The organism is Chromobacterium sp. Rain0013, assembly GCF_015291765.1.
In the GTDB taxonomy this organism is placed as follows: domain Bacteria; phylum Pseudomonadota; class Gammaproteobacteria; order Burkholderiales; family Chromobacteriaceae; genus Chromobacterium; species Chromobacterium haemolyticum.
In genome coordinates this window covers 4,804,602-4,827,344 of record NZ_CP031514.1, presented here as the reverse complement: position 1 = coordinate 4,827,344, position 22,743 = coordinate 4,804,602, and the positions used below count along the sequence as shown (strand labels likewise).

Annotated in this window: 6 protein-coding genes; 1 reads left to right on the top strand and 5 read right to left on the bottom strand. The window is 71.1% G+C overall.

The genetic code is table 11. The annotated features are described in order from the left end of the window. Nucleotides 1–2: 2 nt before the first annotated feature. Together DXT74_RS21970 and DXT74_RS21965 are read right to left on the bottom strand one after the other, a co-directional pair. Entirely contained in the window at nt 3–1,319 is a 1,317-nt protein-coding gene (locus tag DXT74_RS21970; RefSeq protein ID WP_081950525.1) for an MFS transporter, read from the bottom strand. Then, on the bottom strand, nt 1,312–9,756 hold the full coding sequence (locus tag DXT74_RS21965; RefSeq protein WP_194426992.1) for a non-ribosomal peptide synthetase: 8,445 nt from the start codon (nt 9,754–9,756) through the stop codon (nt 1,312–1,314). The genes DXT74_RS21970 and DXT74_RS21965 overlap by 8 nt, the downstream gene beginning before the upstream one ends. Before the next feature lie 241 nt (nt 9,757–9,997). On the opposite strand from DXT74_RS21965, the gene DXT74_RS21960 reads away from it, so the two are divergent. Further along, entirely contained in the window at nt 9,998–10,231 is a 234-nt protein-coding gene (locus DXT74_RS21960) for an MbtH family NRPS accessory protein (protein WP_043594131.1), read from the top strand. Between the two features lie 47 nt (nt 10,232–10,278). Here the strand turns inward: DXT74_RS21960 and DXT74_RS21955 are convergent, their stop codons facing one another. The 3 genes from DXT74_RS21955 to DXT74_RS21945 are packed head-to-tail and all read right to left on the bottom strand — an operon-like array spanning nt 10,279 to nt 22,741. After that, complete coding sequence (locus DXT74_RS21955; protein WP_019102903.1) at nt 10,279–11,052, bottom strand: glycosyltransferase family 32 protein; 774 nt, start codon at nt 11,050–11,052, stop codon at nt 10,279–10,281. Then, entirely contained in the window at nt 11,049–11,819 is a 771-nt protein-coding gene (locus DXT74_RS21950) for an SDR family oxidoreductase (RefSeq protein ID WP_194426991.1), read from the bottom strand. The genes DXT74_RS21955 and DXT74_RS21950 overlap by 4 nt, the downstream gene beginning before the upstream one ends. After that, nucleotides 11,816–22,741 carry a non-ribosomal peptide synthetase gene (locus DXT74_RS21945; RefSeq protein ID WP_194426990.1) on the bottom strand — a complete coding sequence of 3,642 codons (10,926 nt, stop codon included), beginning with the start codon at nt 22,739–22,741 and terminating at the stop codon, nt 11,816–11,818. The genes DXT74_RS21950 and DXT74_RS21945 overlap by 4 nt, the downstream gene beginning before the upstream one ends. Nucleotides 22,742–22,743 lie beyond the last annotated feature (2 nt).

The window sequence follows — 22,743 nt, the reverse complement described above, 5'->3', positions numbered from 1 at the left end:
ATTCAGTCTCCTGTTTGCAGTGAAGGGTTGGGGCGGAGCTCCGCCGGGCCTGAGCCGCCGGGCGCGCCGATGGCGCGCAGCCGGGGGCTGCACAGCGCCAGCACGGCGACGCCGATCAGCAGCAGGCCGGCGCCGGCGAACAAGGCGCGCACCGGCGCGGACGCCAGGCTCACGCCGGCCAGCGTGGTGGACAAGGGCGTGACCGCCGCCATCATGAACATCAAAAAACTCATGACCCGGCCGCGCATTTCCGCCGGGATGCGGGCCTGGATCCAGGCCATCAGACGAACTTGAACCAGACCGCCCAAGAGGCCGATCAGGAACATCATCGCGCAACTGACGGCAAACGCGGGAGACAGACCCAGGCCGATGATCAGCGCGCCCATCAGGGCGTCGGCGCAGAATACCATCCATCCCAGCCGGCCCAGGGCCTTGAGCGGCAGCAGACTGAGCAGGGCCATGCCCAGCAGGCTGCCGGCGCCTTGCGCGGACAGCAGGGTGCCGAAGTGGCCGGCGTCCAGGCCCATCGCGGTTTTGACCAGCAGCGGCAGGCCGATCTGGATGGGGCCGGCGGTCAGGAAGGCGATCACCGCCCAGTAGAAGAACAGCGCGCGAAGGGTGGCGTCGCCCCAGGTCCAGGCGGCGCCGCGGCGGATGGCGCGCAGTATGCCGGCGGCCGATTGCGCCGATGGCGCCTGTGCGGGGGCGGCGCGCGGCCGCAAGCGGCTGAGCATCAGGCCGGCGCTCAGGAAGCAGGCGGCGCCCAGCAGGAAAGCGAGGCCCAGGCCGCCGCCGGCGCGGACGCCGGGCAGGGCTATCAGCGCGCCGGCCAGCATGGGGCCGGTCAGCAAGGTGAGCTGGTTGACCGCCATGAACACGGAGTTGGCCTGTTGCAGCTTTTCTTCCGGCACGGTGTTGGGCAGCAGGGCTGCGGCGGAGGGCCCGGTGAAGGCGGCGACCACGCCCATCGCCGCGGCGAAGGGGTAGAGCCAGGCCAGCGGCAGGCCGCCGCGGTAGGCGGCGTAGCCGAGCAGGGCCAGCAGCGCCGCGCAGCAGAGCAGCGAGCACTGAAACACCCGCCGCGGCGAGTACCGGTCCGCCACCGCGCCGCCGACGATGATGAACACCGCGCGCGGCAGCTCCATGGCGGTGACGATCAGGCCGAGGGCGAGGCCGTCTCCGCCCCGTTGCAGCACCAGCCAGGGCAGGGCGATCAGCGCGGTCTGCTGGCCCAGGATGGCGCAGAACCAGGCGGCGGAGAGCCAGAGAAAGCGCCGGTCGCGCCAGAGCGCCGGCTGGACGGGCATGGGCTTAGACATGGCGGACCCTCATCGCGCTCTCCAGGCTCTCCGCCAGGCTGGCCGCATGCGGCTCGCGCAGCATGTCGGCGTGTTCGCCGGCGGCGCGGAACACTTGGACCGGGCCGGCGGCGTAGTCGGACCAGCCCAGGTCGGCCGGTCCGGCCGTGGCGGCGGCCAGGCCGTCGGTGACCCACACCGCCACCGGGCAGAGCGCGGGCCGCGGCTGGTGGCCGCGCAGGCTGAGCAGGTTGGCGCGGTAGACGTCGAACATGGCTTCCACCCGGCGCGGGTCCATGCCTTGCGGGAACAGGCCGGAGTCTTGCACCCGCCGGCTCAGCAGCGCGAAGCGGCCGGCTCGGTCCAGCGGACGCAGCATGTCTTCCGAGACGGCCAGCGCTTTGCCGGTGGCGATTTCCACCGTGCGGCTCATATAGTGCAGCAGCCCGGCCTCGTCCTGGGGCAGTTCGCTCAGGAAGCCGGCGTCCGGGCGCGGCGGCGCGTCCAATGCCGCCAGCAGGCGGACTTCGGCGCCGGCCTCGACCAACCGCCGCGCCAGTTCCGCCGCCACCGCCGCGCCGAAGGAGTGGCCGGCCAGGATCAACGGTCCGGACAGGCCGGCTTGCAGCACCGCTGCGGCGTAGCGCGCGGCCATGGCCGCCACGCTGTCGTCGGACGCGACGGCCGGGTCCAGCCCCGCCGCTTGCAGGCCGTAGACGCGCCAGCGCGGCGACAGCCGCTCCACCAGTTTTTGATAGCCGATGATCTGGCCGGAACCGTCGTGGACCAACAGCAAGGTGGCGTCGTCGCCGTCCGTGCGTATCGGTACCAGCACCGACGGCGGGGTGGCTTGGCCGGCCTCCTGAACCAGCCGGGCGAACTCGGCGACGGTGCCGGAGGTGAACAGCGAGGCCAGCGGCAGCTCCACGCCCAGTTCCTCGCGGACGCGGGACAGCAGTTGCAGCGTGAGCAGCGAGTGGCCGCCCATGTCGAAAAAGCTGTCGTCCACGCCTATGCTCGGCAGGCCCAGGGTGGCGGCGAACAGCGCGGCCAGTTGTTCTTCCAGCGGGGTGCTCGGCGCGCGGTAGGCGCGCGCGGCCAGTTCCGGCGCCGGCAGCGCGCGGCGGTCCAGCTTGCCGTTGGGCGTTTGCGGCAGGGCTGGAAGGCTGACCCAGGCGGTGGGAATCATGTATTCCGGCAATTGCTCCGCCAGCGCGCTGCGCAGCGCGGCGGTGTCGATCTCGCCGTCCGTCGGCACCAGATAGCCCACCAGCCGCGCGGCGGCGGGCGGCGCGTGGTGCAAGGCCACCGCGGCGGCGGCGATGCCGGGCTGCGCGCTGAGCGCGGCTTCGATCTCGCCGGTTTCGATGCGGTAGCCGCGCAGCTTCAGCTGTTGGTCGCCGCGACCCAGATATTCGATGCGGCCGTCGGCCAGCCAGCGGGCGCGGTCGCCGGTGCGGTAGATCCGCTCGCCGTCCCGGAAGGGGTTGGGGAGAAAGCGTTCCGCGGTTAGCCGCGGGCGGCGCAGATAGCCGCGGGCGACGCCGGGGCCGGCGAGATAGAGTTCGCCGGCCAGGCCGGGCGCCGTCGGCTGCAGCGCCTCGTCCAGGATGTAGGCGCGGTAGCCGGGGATGGCGCGGCCGATGTCGACGGGCTGGCCGTCGCGCAAGGCGATTTCCGTCGCGGTGCCCCAGACGGTGGCCTCGGTGGGGCCGTATTCGTTGTAGAAGCGCCGGCCCTCGCCTATCAGGTCGCCGGCCGTTACCGCTTCGCCGCCGAACAGCACCGCGCGCAGCGATCCGCCCCAGCCGGCGGGCTGGGCTTGCGCCACGGTCCGGTACAGCGAGGGCAGGCTGAGCCAGACGTCGGCCCGCTCGCGTTCCACCAGGCCGGCCAGATAGCCGGGTTCCAACTGGCCGCCGGCGCGGCTGACGATCAGCCGGCCGCCGCAGGACAGCGACCAGAACAGCAGCGCCACCGAGCTATCGAAGGAGAAGGAGGGCAGCAGCAGGAAGGCGGTGCCCGGGCGCGACAGCTCCGCAGGATAGAAGGCGAGGCGGGCGGCGGTGGAGGCGTGGAGATTGCCGTGCTGAATCACCACGCCCTTGGGGGAGCCGGTGGAACCCGAGGTGTAGATCAGGTAGGCGGGGTGGCTGGGCCGCAGCGGGCGGACGCGCTCGCTGTCGTCGGGGTTGCCGTCAGGCAGCGAGGCCAGGTGCTCTTGCAAGGCCGGGTCGTCCAGATCCAGCCGCGCCGCGCCGTCCGGCAGCGTTGCGTCGCTCAGGGTCAGCACGCAGCGCGGGGCGGCGTCCTTCAACATGAAGGCGATGCGGGCCGGAGGGTAGTCCAGATCCAGCGGAAGATAGGCCGCGCCGGCTTTCAACGCTGCCAGCAAGGCCACTACGGTATCGGCGGAACGCGGCAGCGCGATGGCGACGATGTCTTCCGGGCCGACGCCGAGGGCGATCAGGCGTCGCGCCAGTTGATTGGCGCGGCGGTTGAGTTCGCCGTAGCTCAGGTCGCGGCGCTCGTCGCTCAAGGCCGTCGCCTCCGGCGCGGCGGCGGCGCTGGCCTCGATCAGGGGCAGCAGGGTGGCCGGCGCGGATGCCGCTTCGCCGTCTTGTTCCAGCAGCAGCCTGGTTTCGTCCGCGTCCAGCAGAGGCAGGCGCGACGGCGCTTGCTCCGGCTGCGCGGCCATGGCCAGCAGCAAGCGTTGCAAGCGGGAGGCCAGGCGGCGCGCGCCGGCTTCCTCGAACAGGTCGACGTCGTATTCCAGCATCGCCTGCAGGCCGCCGTCGGCTTCGTGCAGGGTCAGGGTCAGGTCGAAGCGCGGGGAGCTGTCGTTGCTGGACAGCGTTTCCAGCTCCAGCCCCGGCAGGCGCAGGGTGTCCAGCGGCGCGTTTTGCAGCACCAGCATGGTCTGGAACAGCGGGTTGCGCGTCAGCGAGCGATCCAGCCGCAGCGCGTCGACGATGGTTTCAAAGGGCAGGTCTTGCAGTTCGTAGGCTTCCAGCACCACATCGCGCACCCGAGCCAGCAATTGCAGCGCGCTGGGCGCGCCGGCCAAGTCGACGCGCAGCGCCAGGGTGTTGACGAAGCAGCCGATCAGGTCCTCCAGGTCCGCGTGCTGACGGTTGGCGATGGGGCTGCCTATCACCAGGTCGCGCTGGCCGCTGTACCGCGACAGCAGTTCGGCGTAGCCGGCCAGCAACACCATGAACAGCGTGCAGCCGGCGCGTTCGGCCAGCCGGCGCAGGCTCTGGGTTTCCGCCGGCGAGAAGCCGAAGCGGACGAAGTGCCCACGGCGCGGGCGGCCGATGGCGCCCATGCCGCGCGGCCGGTCGCCCAGCAGTTCCAGTTCCGCAGGGGCGTCGGCCAGCCGTGTTTTCCAGCGCGCCAGCATGTGTTCGAAGCGTTCGCCGGCCAGGGCGTCGCGTTGCCATTGGGCGAAGTCGCCGTATTGGATGGGCAGGGCGGGCAGGCGGGGCGGGCGTTGCTCCAGCGCGGCGGCGTACAGTTCGCCGAACTCCCGCACCAGCACCCCCAGCGACCAGCCGTCGGACAGGGCGTGGTGCAGCGCGATCAGCAAAGCGGCGTCGTCCGGCGCGATGCGCAGCAGGGCGAAGCGCAGCGGCGGCGCGGCCTCCAGGTCGAATTTGGGCCGGGCGAAGGCTTCGGCGGCGCGGTTCAGCGCCGTTTCCAGGCTCTCGCCGACGGCCACGCGTAGCGTCTGTTCTTGCAGTTCCGGCCCGTCGCCGTTTTCGACGATTTGCCGCAGCTCGCCGTCGCTCAGTTCGAAGCGGGTGCGCAGCGCCTCGTGGCGGCGGACCACGTCGGCCAGCGCGGCGCGCAGCGCGGGGAGGCTCAGGCGGCCGCGCAGGCGCAGGCCCTGGGCGATGTTGTAGACGCCGTTTTCGCTCTGGTCCAGCCGCTCCAGGAACCAGAAGCGTTGCTGGGCGAAGGAGGACGGCAGCGGCCGCGAGCGGTCCGCCAGGGGGATGCGGCGCTCCGGAGCGGAAGCCGGCGCGGCCGGGTCTTCCAGCTCTACGCGTTCTGCCAGGGCAACGGCGAATTCGGCCACCGTCGGGTGTTCAAACAAGGTGCGCAGGGGCAGTTCGACGCCGAATTCGGCGCGCAGCCGGGACATGACCCGGGTGGCCAGCAGCGAATGGCCGCCGGCTTCGAAGAAGTTTTGTTCGCGGCCCAGGCCGCCGGTGCCCAGCACTTCGCCCCAGATGCGGGCCACCTCGCTTTCGGCGCGGCTGCGCGGCGGCGCACCGGCATCGACGCCGCCTTGTTCGGACTGGCCGGGTTCGGGCAGCGCGCGCCAATCCAGTTTGCCGCTATGGGTCAGCGGCAGCTTGTCCAGCGTGACGAAGGCGGCGGGCAGCATGTAGTCGGGCAGCCGCGCGGCGAGATGACGGCGCAATTCCGGCCCCAGCGCGTCGCGCGGCTGGCTTTGCGCCGGGGTGTTGAAGCAGTCGGCGGGCTCGCCGTCGTCGTCGCCGTCCAGCCGCTCCAGCGGCAGCGCGGGCAAGGCGTCGGCGGTGGCGGCCAGCGCCAGGTCGAACCGGCCGTCGGCGGCGTTTTCGCTCCAGCAGAGGCGCGCGGCCAGGCCGTCGGCGGCGGCCGCCGCCAACAGCTCCGCGGGCTCGGCGGCGTCAGGCAGCGCTTGCGCCCGCCAGGGCTGGCCGTCGGCGGTTTCGTCGTCGGCCGCGTCCAGATCCAGCCAGGCGAGGAAGCGGTTGACCTCGGCGGCGCGGCGGTTGGCCAGGCCGGACCGCGGGCGCCGCGCATCAGGGGCGGGAGCGGCCTTAGGCGAGCCCTTGCTCAGCACCACGTCGTAGCGATAGGTGGTCAGTTCGCAGTCGCCGCCGTCTTCTTTCAGGCGGATTTCTATCGCGGCGATGTCGCCGCGGCGGCGCGCCAGCCGGCGGAACAGCGCCGGGTCCACCAGCAGTTCCTTTTCTTCCGCGATCAGCGCGTCCAGTTGACGGCGCAGTTCCGCCCGCGTCGGGCGGGCGGCGGCGGGCAGGCGGTGCAGCAGGCGGCTGGCCTGGAAGTGCCGCAGCATGCCCAGGTGGCGCAGGTCGCCCAGCAGCAGTTTGCCGCCCGGACGCAGCCGCGCCAGCGCCTGGTCCACCACGTCCAGGAAGTAGGCGGCGTCGGGGAAGTATTGCGCCACGGAATTGATGATCACGGTGTCGAAGTCGTCCGGCAGGCCGGCCAGGTCGCGGGCTTCGCGCCGCTCCAGCTTCACCTGGTTCAGGCCGCGCGCGGCCACGGTGCGGCCCAGGCGTTCCAGCGCGCGGGCGGAGAAGTCCAGGCCGTGGTAGCGCTCGCTGTCCGGGGCGACGGCGAGCAACAGCATGCCGCTGCCGACGCCGATTTCCAGCACCCGGCGCGGATGCAACGCGCGGATGCGGCTCAGGATCTCGTCGCGCCAGCGCCGCATGTGGGCGGCGGGAATCAGGGCGTTGTCGTAGGAGTCGGTCCAGCCGACCAGATCGAGGTCGGCGTCCTCGGCTGGCGCGTCCTCGTAGATCATGTCGAAGGCGGGCAGCCAGCCCTTTTCCTTGTCCTTGGCGGCGGCGGCTTCCAGGCCGCTACGCTTGGCGACATAGGCGACCAGACGCGCCTGATCGCCTTCGCCGCGCACCACCACGGCGGCTTCCGCCACCGCCGGGTGCTGGCTGAGCAAGGCCTGGATTTCGGCGGTTTCGATGCGGAAGCCGCGCAGCTTGACCTGTTGGTCGGCGCGGCCGCGGTATTCCAGTTCGCCGCGCGGGGTGACGCGGGCCAGATCGCCGCTGCGGTAGAAGCGCAGGCCGCTGTCCAGGTGCGGATCCGGCATGAAGCGTTGGGCGCTCAGCTCCGGCTGATTGACGTAGCCCAGCGCCACGCCGGCGCCGCCGACGTGGATTTCGCCCACCATGCCCGGCGGCACCGGCTGCAGCGCATCGTCCAGCAGGCGGATGCACAGGTCGGGGAGTGGCGCGCCGATCACGCTGCCCAGCTTGCGCTTGATCTCGGGCAGGCCGATGCGGCGGAAGGTCACGTGCACGGTGGTTTCGGTGATGCCGTACATATTGATCAACCGCGGGTAGTCGTCGCCGTGACGGTCCAGCCAGGGCTCCAGGCTGCTGAGGTCCAGCGCCTCGCCGCCGAAGACGACGTAGCGCAGCGCCAGATCGCCTTCGCGCGGGTTTGCCTCCTCGGCGGCCATCAATTGGCGGAAGGCCGACGGGGTCTGGCTCAGCACGGTGACTTTTTCCTCGCACAACAGCTGGTAGAAGGCGTCCGAGGAGCGGGCCAGCAGCGGCGGCACAATCAGCAGGACGCCGCCGTGGGCCAGCGCGCCCCAGATTTCCCACACGGAGAAGTCGAAGGCGTAGGAGTGGAACAGCGTCCACACTTCGCGCGGGCCGAACTGGAACAGCTCGGCGCTGCTGGAGAACAGCCGGGCGCAGTTGCGGTGGCTGACCGCCACGCCTTTAGGCCGGCCGGTTGAGCCGGAGGTGTAGATGATGTAGGCCAGGCCGTCCGGGTCGTCGCCGGCCGGCAGCGCCGCCGACGGCGCGGGCTCCGCCGCGTCCAGAGTCAGCAGCGGGCCGGCGAAGGGCGGCAGCGTAGGCGCCAGCGCCTCGGTGCTGAGCACGGCGCGCGCGCCGCTGTCCTCCAGGATATAGCGGATGCGGTCGGCTGGATATGCCGGGTCCATCGGCACATAGCCGGCGCCGGCCTTGAGCGCGGCCAGCACGCCGATCATCAGTTCGAACGAGGGCGTCAGCCACAGGCCGACGGGATCGCCGGGCCGCACGCCGGCAGCGGCCAGCCGCCGCGCGGCGGCGTCCGACAGCCGTTCCAGTTCGCCGTAACTGAGCTCCCTGCCGTCGCAGCGCAGCGCCGCGGCGTCGGCTTGCATCGCGGCAAAACGGCTGAAGGCGCGGTGCACCGGTTCGCCATCGCGCGCGGCGGCGCGCAGCGGCAGCGTCAGCAGGGAGGCGGCCTGTTGCGGCGTGGTCAGCGGCAGCGCGGCCAGCGGCGCGTCCGGCTGGCGGCTGGCGGCGTCCAGCAGAATCACCAGTTGTTCGGCGAAACGCTCGACGGAGAGCCGCTCGAACAGCGCGGTGTTGTAGGAGAAGGCGCCGGACAGGCCGTCCTCGGTCTCGCGCATGAACAGCTCAAGGTCGAAGCGGGCGGCTTCCTGGCTGAGCACCGGGGTCAGCCGCAGCCCGTCCAGCGTCGGCATCGCCGCCGGGATGTTGAGCAGGGTGAAGGCGACCTGGAACAGCGGGTTGCGGCTGGGGTCGCGGCTGGCTTGCCCCAGTGCGCCGACCAGCTGGTCGTAGGGCACCGCGGCGTGTTCGACGGCATCGCGCATGACGTCCGATTGCCTGCGGGCGAACTGGCGGAAGCTGTCTTCCGGGCCGATGCGGGCGCGGATCACCAGCATATTGGCGAAGAAGCCGATCAGCGCCTCGGTTTCCACCCGTTCGCGTCCGGCCAGCGAGGTGCCGATGGCTAGGTCGTCCTGGCGCGCGTGGCGCGCCAGCAGCGCCTGGAAGGCGGACAGCAGCAGGCAGAACAGGGTGGTGCGCTCGGCCGCCGCCAGCCGGCGCAGGCGTTCCGCGGTGTCGGCTGGCACGGCGAAGCCCACGGTGGCGCCGTCGAAGCTTTGCACCGGCGGCCGGGGCTTGTCGGTGGGCAGCTCCAGCGTGGGCAGCCCGGCTAGCTGGGTTTTCCAATAGGCGAGGTCGGCGTCCCAGCGGTCTTGTCGGCCGCAGGCGTGCTGCCAGCGCGCGTAGTCCAGGTACTGGATGGGCAGCTCTGGCAGATCCGGCGCGCGGCCGCGGCTGAGCGCGGCGTAGGCGCTGGCGGCTTCGTCCATCAGCACCGCCAGGGACCAGGCGTCGCCGACGATGTGGTGCAGGGTCAGCACCACCGCGTGCTCGTCCGCCGCCAGCTTCACCAGCGCGATGCGCAGCGGCTGGCCGGAGGACAGGTCGAAGGCGTGAGCGCTTTCCCGGCGCGCCAGCGCTTCCAGCCGGGACGCGGCTTCTTCGGCCGGCAAGGCGGACCAGTCCAGTCGATCGATAAAGGCGCGGCCGGCGGGCTGCGGGATTTGCGTCGCCACGCCGTTCACTTCGCGAATGGCGGTGCGCAGGGAGGCGTGGCGCGTCACCACGCAATCGAAAGCCCGGCATAGCGCGTCCGCCTGCAAGGCGCCGCTGAGGCGGAAGGCGGAGCAGATATTGTAGGCGGCGGCGCCGGCGCTGAGCTGGTGTAGAAACCAGAGCCGCTGCTGCTGAAAGGACAGCGGGCCGGAGGCGGCGTCGCCGCGCGGAATCCGTCCGCCGTCCACGGGCGCGGGGGACGGGGGCAAGACGTCCAGCTCTTGTTCCAGCAAATGGTCGAGAAGGTCCAGATCGTTATCGTTCCAATCGCTAACGCTCATTTCAATGGCTTTCCAGGTGATGTGTTGTCGTCGCCCATCGGGCTGCGCGTTTATCGCGCCCGATTTGATTTCGATTATTTTTCGAGGTCTGTAAAAATATTCAATTTGTGCGGTATATTCTTTGGCGGGTTTTGTGGGTCGGTATTCTCCGATTTAAACAATTCCAATTAGCAATGTTTTGGTTGAATAAATTATTTGTTTGGAACTGTCTTAATTTTCTAGCGACGGCATGGAGGTGCTTATGACGCAGGACGCAATGAATGAAACCAAATACATCGTGGTGATGAATCATGAGGAGCAATATTCGATATGGCCGGAATATCGTGAAATCCCCGCGGGCTGGCGTTCTCTTGGCGTCAGCGGAGGAGAACAGGAGTGTCTGGACTATATTGAAAAGAATTGGACGGATATGCGTCCGTTGAGCCTGAGACAATTCATGCAGGAAAATCAAACGGCTTCCCCTTCCGCTAATTAATGGTTGTTATGTGTTGTTTTTGAAGTCGCCGCATTGCGGCGACTTTTTCATTGCAAAGGCAGCCGCCGCGTCAGCCAGGGCAACAGCAGCCGGTTCAGCCGGGACAACAGCCGGTGGCGAAGGCCCAGCCAGTTAAGGTCCATGTGGTGACGGGCATAGCCGCCGTCGGGGTCGTTGGCCGGCGGCCAGGAGCTGCCGTCCGGCGTGGGCGAGCCGGGTTCGAAGTAATAGCCGGGGCAACACAGCGTGGCCGGGTCGTCCAGACAGCCGCTTTGCTGCGCGCACCAGGTGAAGAAGCGCGGGCCCACGGTGACGGCGGTGCGCATCGCCGGCGATTCGCGCAGCCTGGCCGGCATGGCCGGGTCCAGCGGCGCGGACTGGCCGGCCGCCAGCCGGTCCAGCACCGTGTTCCACAATGGGTGGCCGGGCGCGCTGCCTATCAGCGCGTTGTTGAAACCGTGGGTGCGCGACAAGATGAGCCGCCTTCCAGGCAGCAGCGGGTCTATGGGCCGCAGGTTTTCGATGTCCATGTCAATGTAGAAGCCGCCGTGCAGCGCCAGGAACAGGTAGCGCGCGGCGTCTATGCGTTGGATGTCGCGCTCGAAGCTGGCGTAGCGCGCGGCGAACCAAGGGTAGTGCTCGTCAACCAGCGCCTGCATCCGGGGAGCGTCCCAGAACACGAACTCCCAGTCTGGATGCCGCCGCATCCAGGTGTCGCGGTAGCGGCGATATTTGTCCGGCAGCGCGGCGGCGCCTTGATACCAGATCTGATGGATGCGGCGCGGAATGTCCGCGGCCGGGGTGGCGAGTGTCGGGTTCACGAGAAGGTGGCTCCGCCGTCGATCGCGATGATGCGGCCGTTGAAGTAGTCGCATTCGATGATGAATTTCAGCCCCTGCCAGATTTCGGCCGGCTCGGCCATGCGCCGCAGCGGCACCTGGGCGATCAGTTCCTCGCGGGTGGCCGGCGCCAGGCCGGCGGCCATCGGGGTGTCGGTCAGGCCCGGGGCGATGCCGGCCACGCGAATGCCGAAGGGCGCCAGCTCCAGCGCCCAGGTCCGGGTGAGCGCGTCCAGGCCGGCCTTGGACGCCGCGTAGTTGGACTGGCCGGGATTGCCGGCGCTGGTGACCGAGGAGACGTTGACGATCAGGCCCGGCGTTTTGAGGCCGGACTCCACGCGAGCGGCGGCGAACTCGCGGCTCAGCAGATAAGGCGCGGTCAGGTTGCTTTCCAGCACCGCCCGCCATTGCGCGGTGGGCAGCTTGCGGACGAAGCCTTCCACGTCCAGCCTCACCAGCCAGCCGTCGCGCAGGATGCCGGCGTTGTTGACCAGCAGATTGGCCGGTTCCGCCTCTTCCGACGCGGTTTTCAGAAAAGCGCGGACCGCGGCCTCCTGGCTCACGTCCAGCACCGAGCCGCACACCGAGCCGGGCAGGCCGGCGGCGTCTTCTTCCAGCCGGCGCAGGCCGGCGGCGTCCAGATCCGCGGCGTGGACCCGAGCGCCGGCGCGGGCCAACTCCAGAGCGAAGGCGCGGCCGATGCCGCTGGCGGCGCCGCTGACGATGGCGTTGATGTGTTCCAGTTTCATTCTGCGGTTTCCATGGTGGAGGGTTGAGCGGCGGCCTGGCGCAGCGCGTCGCGCTCGGCGTCGGACATGCCGCGCAGCTTCAGGTAGACGGCGGCGATCTTGGCGGCCAGGCCGGGCGCGGACTCGCGCTCCGCCAGCAGCGCGGCCAGGGCGCGCGGGGTTTGGGCGTGGAAGGTGGCGCGCAGCGGCAGCGTCTGCCGGAAGATTTTGTTGACGCGCACCTGGATGCGGGTGGCCAGCAGCGAATGGCCGCCCAATTCGAAGAAGTCGTCGTCGGCGGCGATGCCGGCGCGTTCGAACACTTCTTCCCACAATGCGCACACCGCTTGCTCCAGCGCGCCCTGGGGGGCGCTGCCGGCGCGGGTCGGCGCGCTGGCGGCCGGTTCGGGCAGGGCCTTGCGGTCCAGCTTGCGGTTGGCGGTCAGCGGCAACTGTTCCAGGGTGACAAAGCGGCTGGGCAGCATATAGCCGGGCAGCGCGGCGGACAGCTGGGCGCGGACCCGCTGCAAGGCAGTCGGGTCGGCTTCGTCGCCGGCGCGCCAGGCGCCGCCGCCGTCCGGCACCAGGTAGGCCACCAGCCGCGCGTGGCCTTGCGGGTCGCGACGGACGGCGGCCGCCGCCTGGCGCACGCCGGGCAGTTCGCGCAGCCTGGTTTCCACTTCCTCCAGCTCCAGCCGGAAGCCGTTGAGCTTGGCTTGGCCGTCCAGCCGGCCCAGCACGCGGACGCTGCCGTCCGGCCGCAGGCAGGCCAGGTCGCCGCTGCGATAGACGCGGGCGCCGGGCCGGCCGGCCAGCGGGTCGGGTCGGAAACGGGCGGCGGTTTGCGCCGGCGCGCCCAGATAGCCCAAAGCCAGGCCGTCTCCGCCGATCTGCAGTTCGCCCGCCAGTTGCGGCGGCAGCGGCTGGCCGTGGTGGTCGGCCACCCACAGCGTGGTGCGGCGGACGGCGTGGCCGGCCGGCGGCGGCAGTTCCGCGCCGTCGACCCGGTGCAGGGCGGACCAGATGGTGGTTTCGGTGGGGCCGTAGACGTTCCACAACGCGGCGCCGGCGTCCAGCAGCTCGCGGGCCAGGTCAGCGGGCAGCGCCTCGCCGCCGCACCAGGCGCGCAGCCCGGGCGCGGGCTTCCAGCCGGCTTCCAGCAGCATGCGCCAGCTGGCCGGCGTGGCCTGGATCACGCCGGCGCCGCGGCGCGAGGCCTCGGCGGCCAACGCCGGGCCGTCGCCGCTGGCCGAAGCCGGCGCGATGGCGACCGTGCCGCCGCGGACCAGGGGCAACAGCAGTTCCAGCGCCGCGATGTCGAAGGACCAGGTGGTGACCGACAGCAACACGTCGTCCGCGTCGAAGCCGGGTTCGGCGCTGAAATGCCGCAGGATGTTGGCCAGCGAGCGATGGGCGATCTGCACGCCCTTGGGTCGGCCGGTGCTGCCGGAGGTGAACAGGGTGTAGGCCGGCGCTTCCGGGGGGAGCGCGTCGCCGGGCAAGGGAGCGTCGTAGCAGTCGGCTTGCGGCAGAGGCGTGGGCAGCGTCAGCAGTTTGGCGGACGCGGGCCAGCCGGTCTGCTCGCCGTCGACGAGGATCAGGCCGGGGCGGGCGTCTTCCAGGATGGCGTCGCGCCGCAGCGGCGGCAGCGCCGGGTCCAGCGGCAGGTATTGCGCGCCGGCCCACAGCGTGCCCAGCAGGGCGGTCAGCGCGCGTCCGTCCGGCGGCAGGGCCAGCGCCACGGTGTCGCCGGGAGCGACGCCGCGCTCCGCCAACCGGCGCGCCAGCGCGCGCGCGCCGTTCACCAGTTGGCGGTAGCTCAGCTCGCCGTCTTCGGCGGCGACCGCGATCTTGTCCGGGTTGAGCCGCGCGGCGGCGGTCAACATGGCGAGCACATTGTCGCCGCGCTCCGGCGGCGGGAAGGCGGCCGGAGGCGTCGGTTCGGCCAGACGCAACTCGCCTACGTGGGCCGCGCCGCCGGCGATCTGCCTCAGCAGCCGCGGCAGCGCTTCCAGCAGCGCCGCGACGCGTTCCGGTTCGATGCGGCCGGCGTCGAATACGCCGTCCAACTCAATGGTGTCGGCGTCTGGCTTGACGTAGAGGGTCAGCGGATAGTTGGACTGTTCGCGCGCGGAGGCCGCGCCCACGCGCAGCGCTTGGGCGGCGTCGCCGACCGAGGCGCGAATCGGGTAGTTCTCATAGACCAGCACCACGTCGAACAGCGCCTGGCGCGCGGACAGGCCGCTCCAGCGCTGAATGTCCACCAGGGCGCTGGACTCGAAGGGGCCCAGACGGCTCTGGGCGTTCTGCAGCCGGTGGAGAAAATCGTCCACCGCTTGAGCGGCCGAGCAGTCGGCGCGCAAGGGCAGGGTGGAGATGAACAGGCCGACGGCGGCGTCGCAGCCGGGCAGCGATTCGGGCCGGCCGGCCATGGTGACGCCGAACACCAGGTCGTCGCAGCGGCCGACGCGGGACAGAGCCACCGCCAGCGCGCCCTGGAACAAGGTGTTGAGCGTGACTTTGCGCTCTCGCGCCGTCCGCCGCAGCTCAGCGGTCAACGCGGAGTCCAGCCGCAGAGAATGGGCGCGCGGCTGGGGCGGGCCGCCGGCCGGCAGCAAGGCCAGATCGGCCGCGGCGGCGTAGCCGCTGAAGTAGTTGCGCCAGAAGTCTTCCTGAGCTTGGCGGTCGCTGTGCGCGCGCAGCCATTTGATGAAGCGCCCGAACGAGGGCGCCGGCGGCAGCGCCGCGCTCTGGCCTTGGCTCAGCCCGCGGTACAGGGCCAGGGCCTCGTCGAAGACGACGGCCATCGACCAACCGTCCAGCAGTGCGTGGTGATGGGTCCAGACCAGCCGCCAAGGCGCGCCGTTCCGGGTCAGCAGCGCCAGGCGCATCAAGGGCGGGGCGTCCAGCGCGAAGCCGGCGGCGCGGTCGTCGGCCAGATAGCGTTCCAGCGCGGTCTCGTCCGGCGTTTCGCAGACGGAGAACGGCAGCGCGGGCGCGCGATGGACCCGTTGCAGCGGCGCGGCCAAGCCTTCCCAGGCGAAGCTGACGCGCAGCGCGTCGTGCCGGGTCAGCACCTGCTCCCAGGCTTGGCGCAGCAAGACCGGATCCACCGTGCCGTCCAGTTCGGCGACCACTTGTTCTATGTAGACGCCGGCGGGGCCGGAAGAGGCTTCCATTCGCGAGTGGAACAGCATGCCTTCCTGCACCGGCGTCAGCGACCACAGGTCGACGATGTCGCCGCGCTCGCCCAGCGCCGCGGGCAGGCTGGCCTCATCCAGCGCGGCCAGCGGGAAGTCGTCCGGCGTCAGCGCCGCCGCCGCGGCGTCCGCGTCCAGGCTCAGCAGCGCGAGCAGCCGCTGCCGCATTTGCCGGGCGAGGGCCTCCACCGTCGCGCGCGGCAGCGTGGCGCGGCCGTAGTTCCAGCGCAGGGACAGTTTGCCGTCGCTGACCAGGGCCACGATGTCGATCAGCCGGGGGCACAAGCCATCCGGGTCTTCCATCGCGCCCACGGATTCCGGAGCAGGCGCCAGCGCGCCGTCGGCCGGCAGGCTGGCGTCGAACTGGCCCAGGTAGTTGAAGGCGATTTGCGGTTCCGGCATGGCGGCCAGCGCGCGGGCGTCGGCCGCCTGACGCAGCGCGCCGTAGCCGGCGCCGCCGGCCGGCACCGCGCGCAAGGCCTGCTTGACCCGGCGCAGCAGCCGCGGCGGCGAAGCCTCGGCCAGGCCGGTCACGGTCAGCGGATACATGGCGGTGAACCAGCCCACGGTGCGGGAGAGGTCCAGGGCCTCGTCGTCTCGGCCGTGGCCTTCCATGGTGAGGGCCAGCGCGTCGGCGTCCAGCCAGTCGCGCAGCGCGCCCAGCGCCGCCGTCAGCAGCATTTCCTCGGCGCTGGCGCGCAGCGCTCCGCCGCGGAGCAGGGCGGCGGTCTCGGCGCTGTCCAGTGACAGCTCCACGGTGTCGGTCATCCCGTAGCGGTTGTCGCGCGCCGCCTCCGCCGTCAGCGGGATGCGGACCGCGTCGGCGGCCAGCCGCGCCTGGTCTAGCCAGTAAGCGCGTTCTTCGGCGGAGGGCTCGAACGGGCGCAGAGCCCAATGGCCGAAGCCGACGTTCGCCGGCATGGGGGCGACGCCGGCAAGCAGGCCGGCGAGATCTTGCAGCAGCACGCGCCAGGACACGCCGTCCACAATCAAATGATGGATGACCAGCAGCAGCCGGCCGGCTTCGCCGTCGCCGCAATCGAAGTGCACGGCTTGCAATAGCGGCCCGCGTTCCAGATCCAGCTCGCGCTGCGCCGCTTCGGCGCGGGCCTCGATGGCGGCGGCGCGTTCAGCGGCAGGCAGCGCGCTCAGATCGACGCGTTCCAGCCAGTCTTCTTCGCGCAAGGCCTCGCGCGGCGCGTAGTGTTGGCGCCAGCCGTCGGCGCCGTCGGCGCCGGCGGCGAAGCGCAGGCGGAAGGCGTCGTGGCTCTGTTCCAGCCGCAGCAGGGCGCTGCGCAGCGTCGGAGCGGAAATGCCGGCGGCCACGCTCAGCAGCAGCGCCTGGTTCCAGTGGCCGGGACGCGGCAGGGTGTCGACGCGTTCGAAGAACCAGCGTTGGGCCGGCGTCAGCGGAAGCGGAGCGCCTGGCGGAATGTCCTCCAGCTTGGCTTCCTGCCGCGCCGGGCGCGCTTGGGCGGCCAGCTCTGCGATGGTGGGGTGGCTGAAGATGTCGCGCGCGGCCAGCGTCAGGCCGGCCTGGCGGGCCTGAGCCACGATTTGCAGGCCTAGGATGGAGTCCCCGCCCAATTGGAAGAAGTTGTCGTCGGCGCCGATGTCTTCGCGGCCCAGCGTTTGCCGCCAGATCGCGGCCAAAGCCTGTTCCTCAGGGGTATTGGGCGCGCGGCTGCGCATTGGGGCCGCCGCGTCCGCCTGCGGCGCGGGCAGCGCGGCGCGGTCGGTTTTGCCGTTGGCGCCGACCGGCCATTGCCGCAGCGCGATCAATTGCGCGGGCAGCATGTATTCCGGCAGACGCAGGCGTAGCGCCGCCAGGATGGCGGCTCGCCAGTCGCCGGCCTCGGCCTCCGGCGTCAGCCCTACGTAACCGGCCAGCTTGTCCGCGCCGGAGCGGTCGCGGTAGAGCGCGGCGGCGGCTTGGCGCACGCCGGGGCAGGCGGCGAGGCCGGCTTCGATCTCTTCCAGTTCCACGCGCTGGCCGCGCAGTTTGACTTGGCCGTCGGCGCGGCCCAGGTATTCCAGCACGCCGTCCGGCAGCAGGCGCACGATATCGCCGCTGCGGTACATGCGGCCGCCGGGCAGCGGCGACAGCGGGTCCGGGATAAAGCGCCGCGCGGTCTGCGCCGGCTGGCCCAGATAACCGCGGGCCAGGCCGCAGCCGGCGATGTACAGTTCGCCGCGCACGCCGGGGGGCACCGGATTGAGGCGGGCGTCCAGCACATGGAAGACGGCGCCGTCTATGGGGTGGCCGATGCCGATGGCGGCCGCGGGCGGGTCCGAGCGCAGGTATTCCGCGCTGGAGGCGTCGATGGCGGTTTCGGTGGGGCCGTAGAGGTTGACCAGCGGGATGTCCAGCGCGGCGTGGAAGCGGGCCAGGGTGGCGGCCGGCAGCGCTTCTCCGCCGACGAAGACCCGGCGCAGCGCGCGGCAGCCGGCGAAGTCCGGCATCGACAGCAGCACGGCCAGCAGGCTGGGCACCAGCTGCAGCACGGTGACGCCTTGTTCGCGCACGGCGCGGATCAGGTAGTCCGGGTCGCGGTGCCCGTCCTCCGCCGCCAGCAGCAGCCGCGCGCCCTGGGTCAGCGGCGCCCAGAACTCCCAGACCGAGGCGTCGAAACCCACCGGGGTCTTCTGCAGCACCGCGTCGTCCGCGTCCAGCGGGTAGCGGCGGTTCATCCAGGCCATGTGGTTGTCCAGCGCGGCGCGGCCGACGGCGACGCCTTTGGGGCGACCGCTGGAGCCGGAGGTGAACAGCAGGTAGGCTAGCGCGTCGCCATGGACGGGCGCGGCGGGGGCCGCCGCGTCTTCGTCGTTCAGATCTTCGGCCAGGTTCGCCTGCAAGACGGCGCAGCCGGGCGGCGCGTAAGCGGCGGGGTTCAGGCTGAGCAGCAGCGCCGGGGCGGCCTCCCGCAGGATTTCGCGGCGGCGTGCCTCGGGCTGGCCTCGGTCCAGCGGCAGATAGGCGGCGCCGGCCTTCAAGGTCGCCAGCATCGCCACCACCAGTTCGGGCGAGCGCGGCAAGTCCAGCGCCACCACCGCGTCCGGGCCAACGCCATGCGCCAACAGCCGGCGCGCCAGCCGGTTGGCCTGGCCGTCCAGCTGGGCGTAGCTCAGCGCCTCGCCGTTTCCGGCGACGGCGGGCGCGTCCGGTTGCCGCCGCGCGATGGCGGCGACCGCCTGCGGCACCGAGAAGGCCGCGAGACCGGCGGACGGTCCGCGTAGCGGCTCGACAGCGGTCTCCGTCAGCGCGGCGTCCAGGCAGAGGGCGTCGGGGTCTCGCGCCAGCGCGGCGGCGGCGGCCAGGTAGAGCCGGCCGATGGCGGCCACCTGCTCGTCGGGGAAGGCGGCGCGGTCGTAGGAAAAGCCCAGGGTGACGGCGCCCTCGGCGCGGCTGGCGCTGAAGGTGACGGCCAGCGGGATGTCCACCGCTTCCAGGCGGCTGCTGTCCAGCACCTCCAGGCCGCCGCTCTCGCTCAGTTCGCGGTAGACATGGAAATCCACATAGTTGAACGAGGCGTCGAAGCGGGCGGCCTCGTCCAGTTTGAGGATTTCCGCCAGCGGGAAGAAGCGGCGGGGCAGGCTGTTTCCCTCCGCCGTCATGGTTTCCGCCAGCAGCGCGCGCCAACTGCCGCCAACGCGGACGCGCAGCGGCAGGGTGTTGAGGAAGAGGCCCAAGGCTTCGGCGCCGTCGGCGTCCGCCGGCCGGCCGTTGCTGACCAGGCCGGTGACGATTTCGTCCTGGCCGCACAAGCAGGCCAGCACGCGGGCGTGCACGGCCAGCAGCAGGGTTTTCAGCGGCATGCCGCTGTCCGCAGCCAGCCGGATCAGCGCCGCGGCGGTGGCGCTTGGCAAGCGCGTTTCCCGCGAGCCCACCCTGGCCTTGCCCGTCGGCGCGGCGCGTTGAGGCCAGCGCGGGATGGCGGCGGACGGCAGGCCTTTCAGTTGCGCGCGCCAGTAGTCTCGCTGCGCCGGATCGGCCAGCGCCGCGCGTTCGGCAGCGACGAATTCTCGGAAGGCCGCGCGCGGTGCCCGCGCGGGGCCGCCCTGGTCGCGCATCTTTTTGAACAAGGCCGCGCACAAGGTGGCCACGCTCCAGCCGTCCAGGATGGCGTGGTGGAAAGCCAGCGTTAGCTGCCATTCGTCCTCGGCTAGCCGCAGGCAGCCGACGCGCAGCAGCGGCGGCCGTTCCGGCGCGAAGCGCTGTTCGCTTAGCTGTCGCAGCTGGCTGGCGACGGCGTCGTCCCGTTGCTGCGGAGAAAGGCCGCGCAGGTCGTCGATGTCCAGGCTGGGCGTCAGATCGCGCCAAACCAGTTGCAGCGGCTGGGAGTAGCCGGCCAGCGCGAAGCCGGTGCGCAGCAGCGGGTGTTCGCGGCTCAGATCCGCCAGCGCCCGGCGCAGGCGCTCCGGGTCGATATCGACGCGCAGCCGGTGGGAGAACACGTCGTGGTACAGGTTGCGGCCGTCGTCGTATTCATTGTGGAAGAGCATGCCGGCCTGCAGTCTGGCCAGGGGCAGCGCGTCTTCCACCTCGGGCGGCAGCCGCGCGCGGTCCGCGGCGTCTATCAGCGCGAACGGCGGCAGTGCCGTGTCCGGCGCGGCCGTGCTTTCGGCTTCGCCTATCGCTTCGACGATGGCTTCGATGGTGCCGTGGCGGAAAATGTCCTGGATGCTCAACGGGCAGCCGCGTTCCTTGGCCAGCCCGGCGATGCGCACGCTGCGGATGGAATCTCCGCCCAGCGTGAAATAGTTGTCTCGTATGCCGACGCGCGGCAGGTCCAGCACCTGGCGCCAGATTTCCGCCAGCAGCTTTTGTCTGGGGGTGGCCGCTTCGACATAGGGCGTGTCCAGCGCCGAACGCGCGCCTTGCGGCGAGGGCAGCGCGCGCGCGTCAACCTTGCCGTTGAGGGTGAGCGGAAACTCGGTCAACGCGATGAAGACCGCCGGAATCATATGCGCCGGCAAGCGCGCGGCCAGATGGCGGCGCAGGGTTTCGGCGCCGGCCGCGGCGGGGTCGTCGGCGAGCAGATAGGCGATGAGTTGGTTGTCGGCGGCGACGAGATGGACATCGCGCACCGCCGGATGGCTCAGCAGCGCCGCGCGCACTTCGCCCAGCTCGATGCGGAAGCCGCGAATCTTCACTTGATGGTCGATGCGGCCGCAGTAGAGCAGCTCGCCGTCGGCGGTTCGCCGCGCCAGGTCGCCGGAACGGTAGCGCCGTTCCGCGCCGACGCCGGGAAAGCGTTCGGCGTTGAGTTGCGGGCGGTTCAGATAGCCGAGGCTGACGCCGGCGCCGCCGACCAGGATTTCGCCGGGCGCGCCCAAGGGAACGGGGTGGCCGCAGGGGTCGGCCAGTTCCAGGCTCAGGTCGTCCAGCGGCTCGCCTATCGGGCTGAGGTCGCCGCCGGCCTCAAGATCGGCGGCGCGGATGCGGCGGAAGGTGACGTGCACGGTGGTTTCGGTGATGCCGTACATATTGGCCAGCCGCGGACTGTCGTCCCCGTGCCGCTCCAGCCACGGGCCCAATTCCGCCAGCCGCAGCGCCTCGCCGCCGAAGATCACCCAGCGCAGCGCGGACGGCCGCGGCAGCGGCGCGGCGGCTTCGGCCGCTATCGCCAGTTTGAACGCCGACGGGGTCTGGTTCAGCACGGTGACGCCTTCGCGGCCCAGCAGTTCGACGAAGGCGGCCGGATCGCGGCTGAGCTCGCGCGGCACCACGACGCAGCGTCCGCCATGCAGCAGCGCCCCCCAGATTTCCCATACCGAGAAATCGAAGGCGAAGGAGTGGAAATAGCTCCAGACGTCGCTTTCGTCGAAGGCGAAGTGGCGGGCGCTGGCGGAGAACAAGCGCAGCACGTTGCGGTGGGAAACCAGCACGCCCTTGGGCTGGCCGGTGGAGCCGGAAGTGTAGATCACGTAAGCGCCGTGCCCGGCTTCCAGGCCGGCGGGCGGCCGCGCCGCCGGCCTGGCGCCGCAGCCTATCTCCGCCAGCGACAGGCAGCGGTGTTCCGCCGGCAATCGCGGCTTGAGTTCGGCGTCGGTCAGCGTGAGCAGCGCCTGGCTGTCGGCCAGTTGGTAGGCCAGCCGCTCCGCCGGATAGTCCGGATCCAGCGGCAGATAGACGCCGCCGGCCAGCGTCACCCCAAGCATGGCGGCGATTTGTCCGGCGGAGCGCGGCAGGCAAATGCCTACCCTGACGCCGGGCTGCACGCCGTCTTGACGCAGCCGTTCCGCGATGGCGGCGGCCTGGGCGCGCAGTTGCCGGTAGCTCAGCGTCGCGGGGCCATCGCTGACGGCGATGCGGTCCGGAAAGCGTTCGGCGGCGGCCAGGAAGGCGGCGGCCAGGGTGTCCGGCCCGCCGCGCGGGCCCGGCACGGACGGCTTGGCGGGTGAGGGGCGGACCAGGCCCAGCTCGCGCAGCGCGGCGTCCGGCCGCGCGGCGATCTGGCGCAGCAGTTCCAGATAGGCCTCCGCCAGCGCCGCGGCCGGAGCATCGTCCACGCGAGCGCGGTCGAAGCCCAGCTTCAAGCTCAGTCCGTCGGCCCCCGGCACCAGGGTCAGGGTCAGCGGGTAGTGAGTGCGCTCGCGCTGGGAGACGTCCGATATCCGGAAGCCCAAGCCGTCCGAGGGCAGGGCCTCGCCTATCGGGAAGTTGTCTATCGCCACCAGGGTTTCGAACAGCGGCTGGCCGCGCGGCACCCCGCTGTGGCGCTGCACTTCGGCCAGATCGCTGTGCGACAGCGATTGCAGCTCCAACTGACGGCGTTGCACCTCGGCCAGCCATTGCGGCAGCGCGGCGTCGGCCGGCACCGGCAAGCGCAGCGGCAGGGAGTTGATCAAGAGGCCCACCATGCCGTCCACGCCGGGCAGATCAATGGCCCGGCCGGACAGGGTGAGGCCGAAGACCACGTCGTCCTGGCGGCTGTATCGGCTGAGCAGGATGGCCCAGGCGCCCAGCAGCAGGCTGCCCGGGGAGACCCGGCAGCGTTCGGCGGCGGCCGCGAGGTCGCCGTCGGAGCGGTAGTCCAGCCGCATCTCGATCTGGCCGACGTCGGCGCCGGCCAGCGCGCCCGGCAGCGCCGGCCGGTCCAGGCCCAGCGGGGTGGGCGCGGCCAGATCGCCCAGCGCGGCGCGCCAGCGCTTGGCGGCGGCGTCCTGGTCCTGGCGGCCCAGCCAGCTGAGGTAGGCGGCGAAGGGCGGCGGCGCCGAGGGCAGCGCCGCGCCGGACAGCAGGGCGAAGTAATCGCGCATCAGGATGGGCAGCGACCAGCCGTCCAGCAGAATGTGATGATGGCTCCAGATCAGCCTCCATTCCTCTTGCCCGTAGCGCAGCAGGGTCAGCCGCATCAGCGGCGGCCGGTTCAGCTGGAAGCCGCGGCGGCGGTCTTCGTCCAGCAGCGCTTCCAGCCGCCGTTCGCGCTCGGCGGGATCGTCCCGGCTCCAGTCGTGGACGTCCAGCGGCGTTCGCGCGTGGCGAAACACCACTTGGCGGGGCTCGGCCTGGCCCTTGGTGACGAAGGCGGTGCGCAGGATGGGGTGGCGCTCGGCCAGCCGCTCCAGCGCGTCGGTCATGGCGGCGGGATCCACCGCGCCGTCCAGCCGGCAGATCAATTGTTCGAAATAGACCGGGGAGCCGGGCGCGAACAAGGTGTGGAACAAGACGCCGCGCTGCAGCGGGCTCAGGGGCAGGATGTCCTGGATCTGGTCTTTGAGGTTCGGTGTGCTTGTCATGT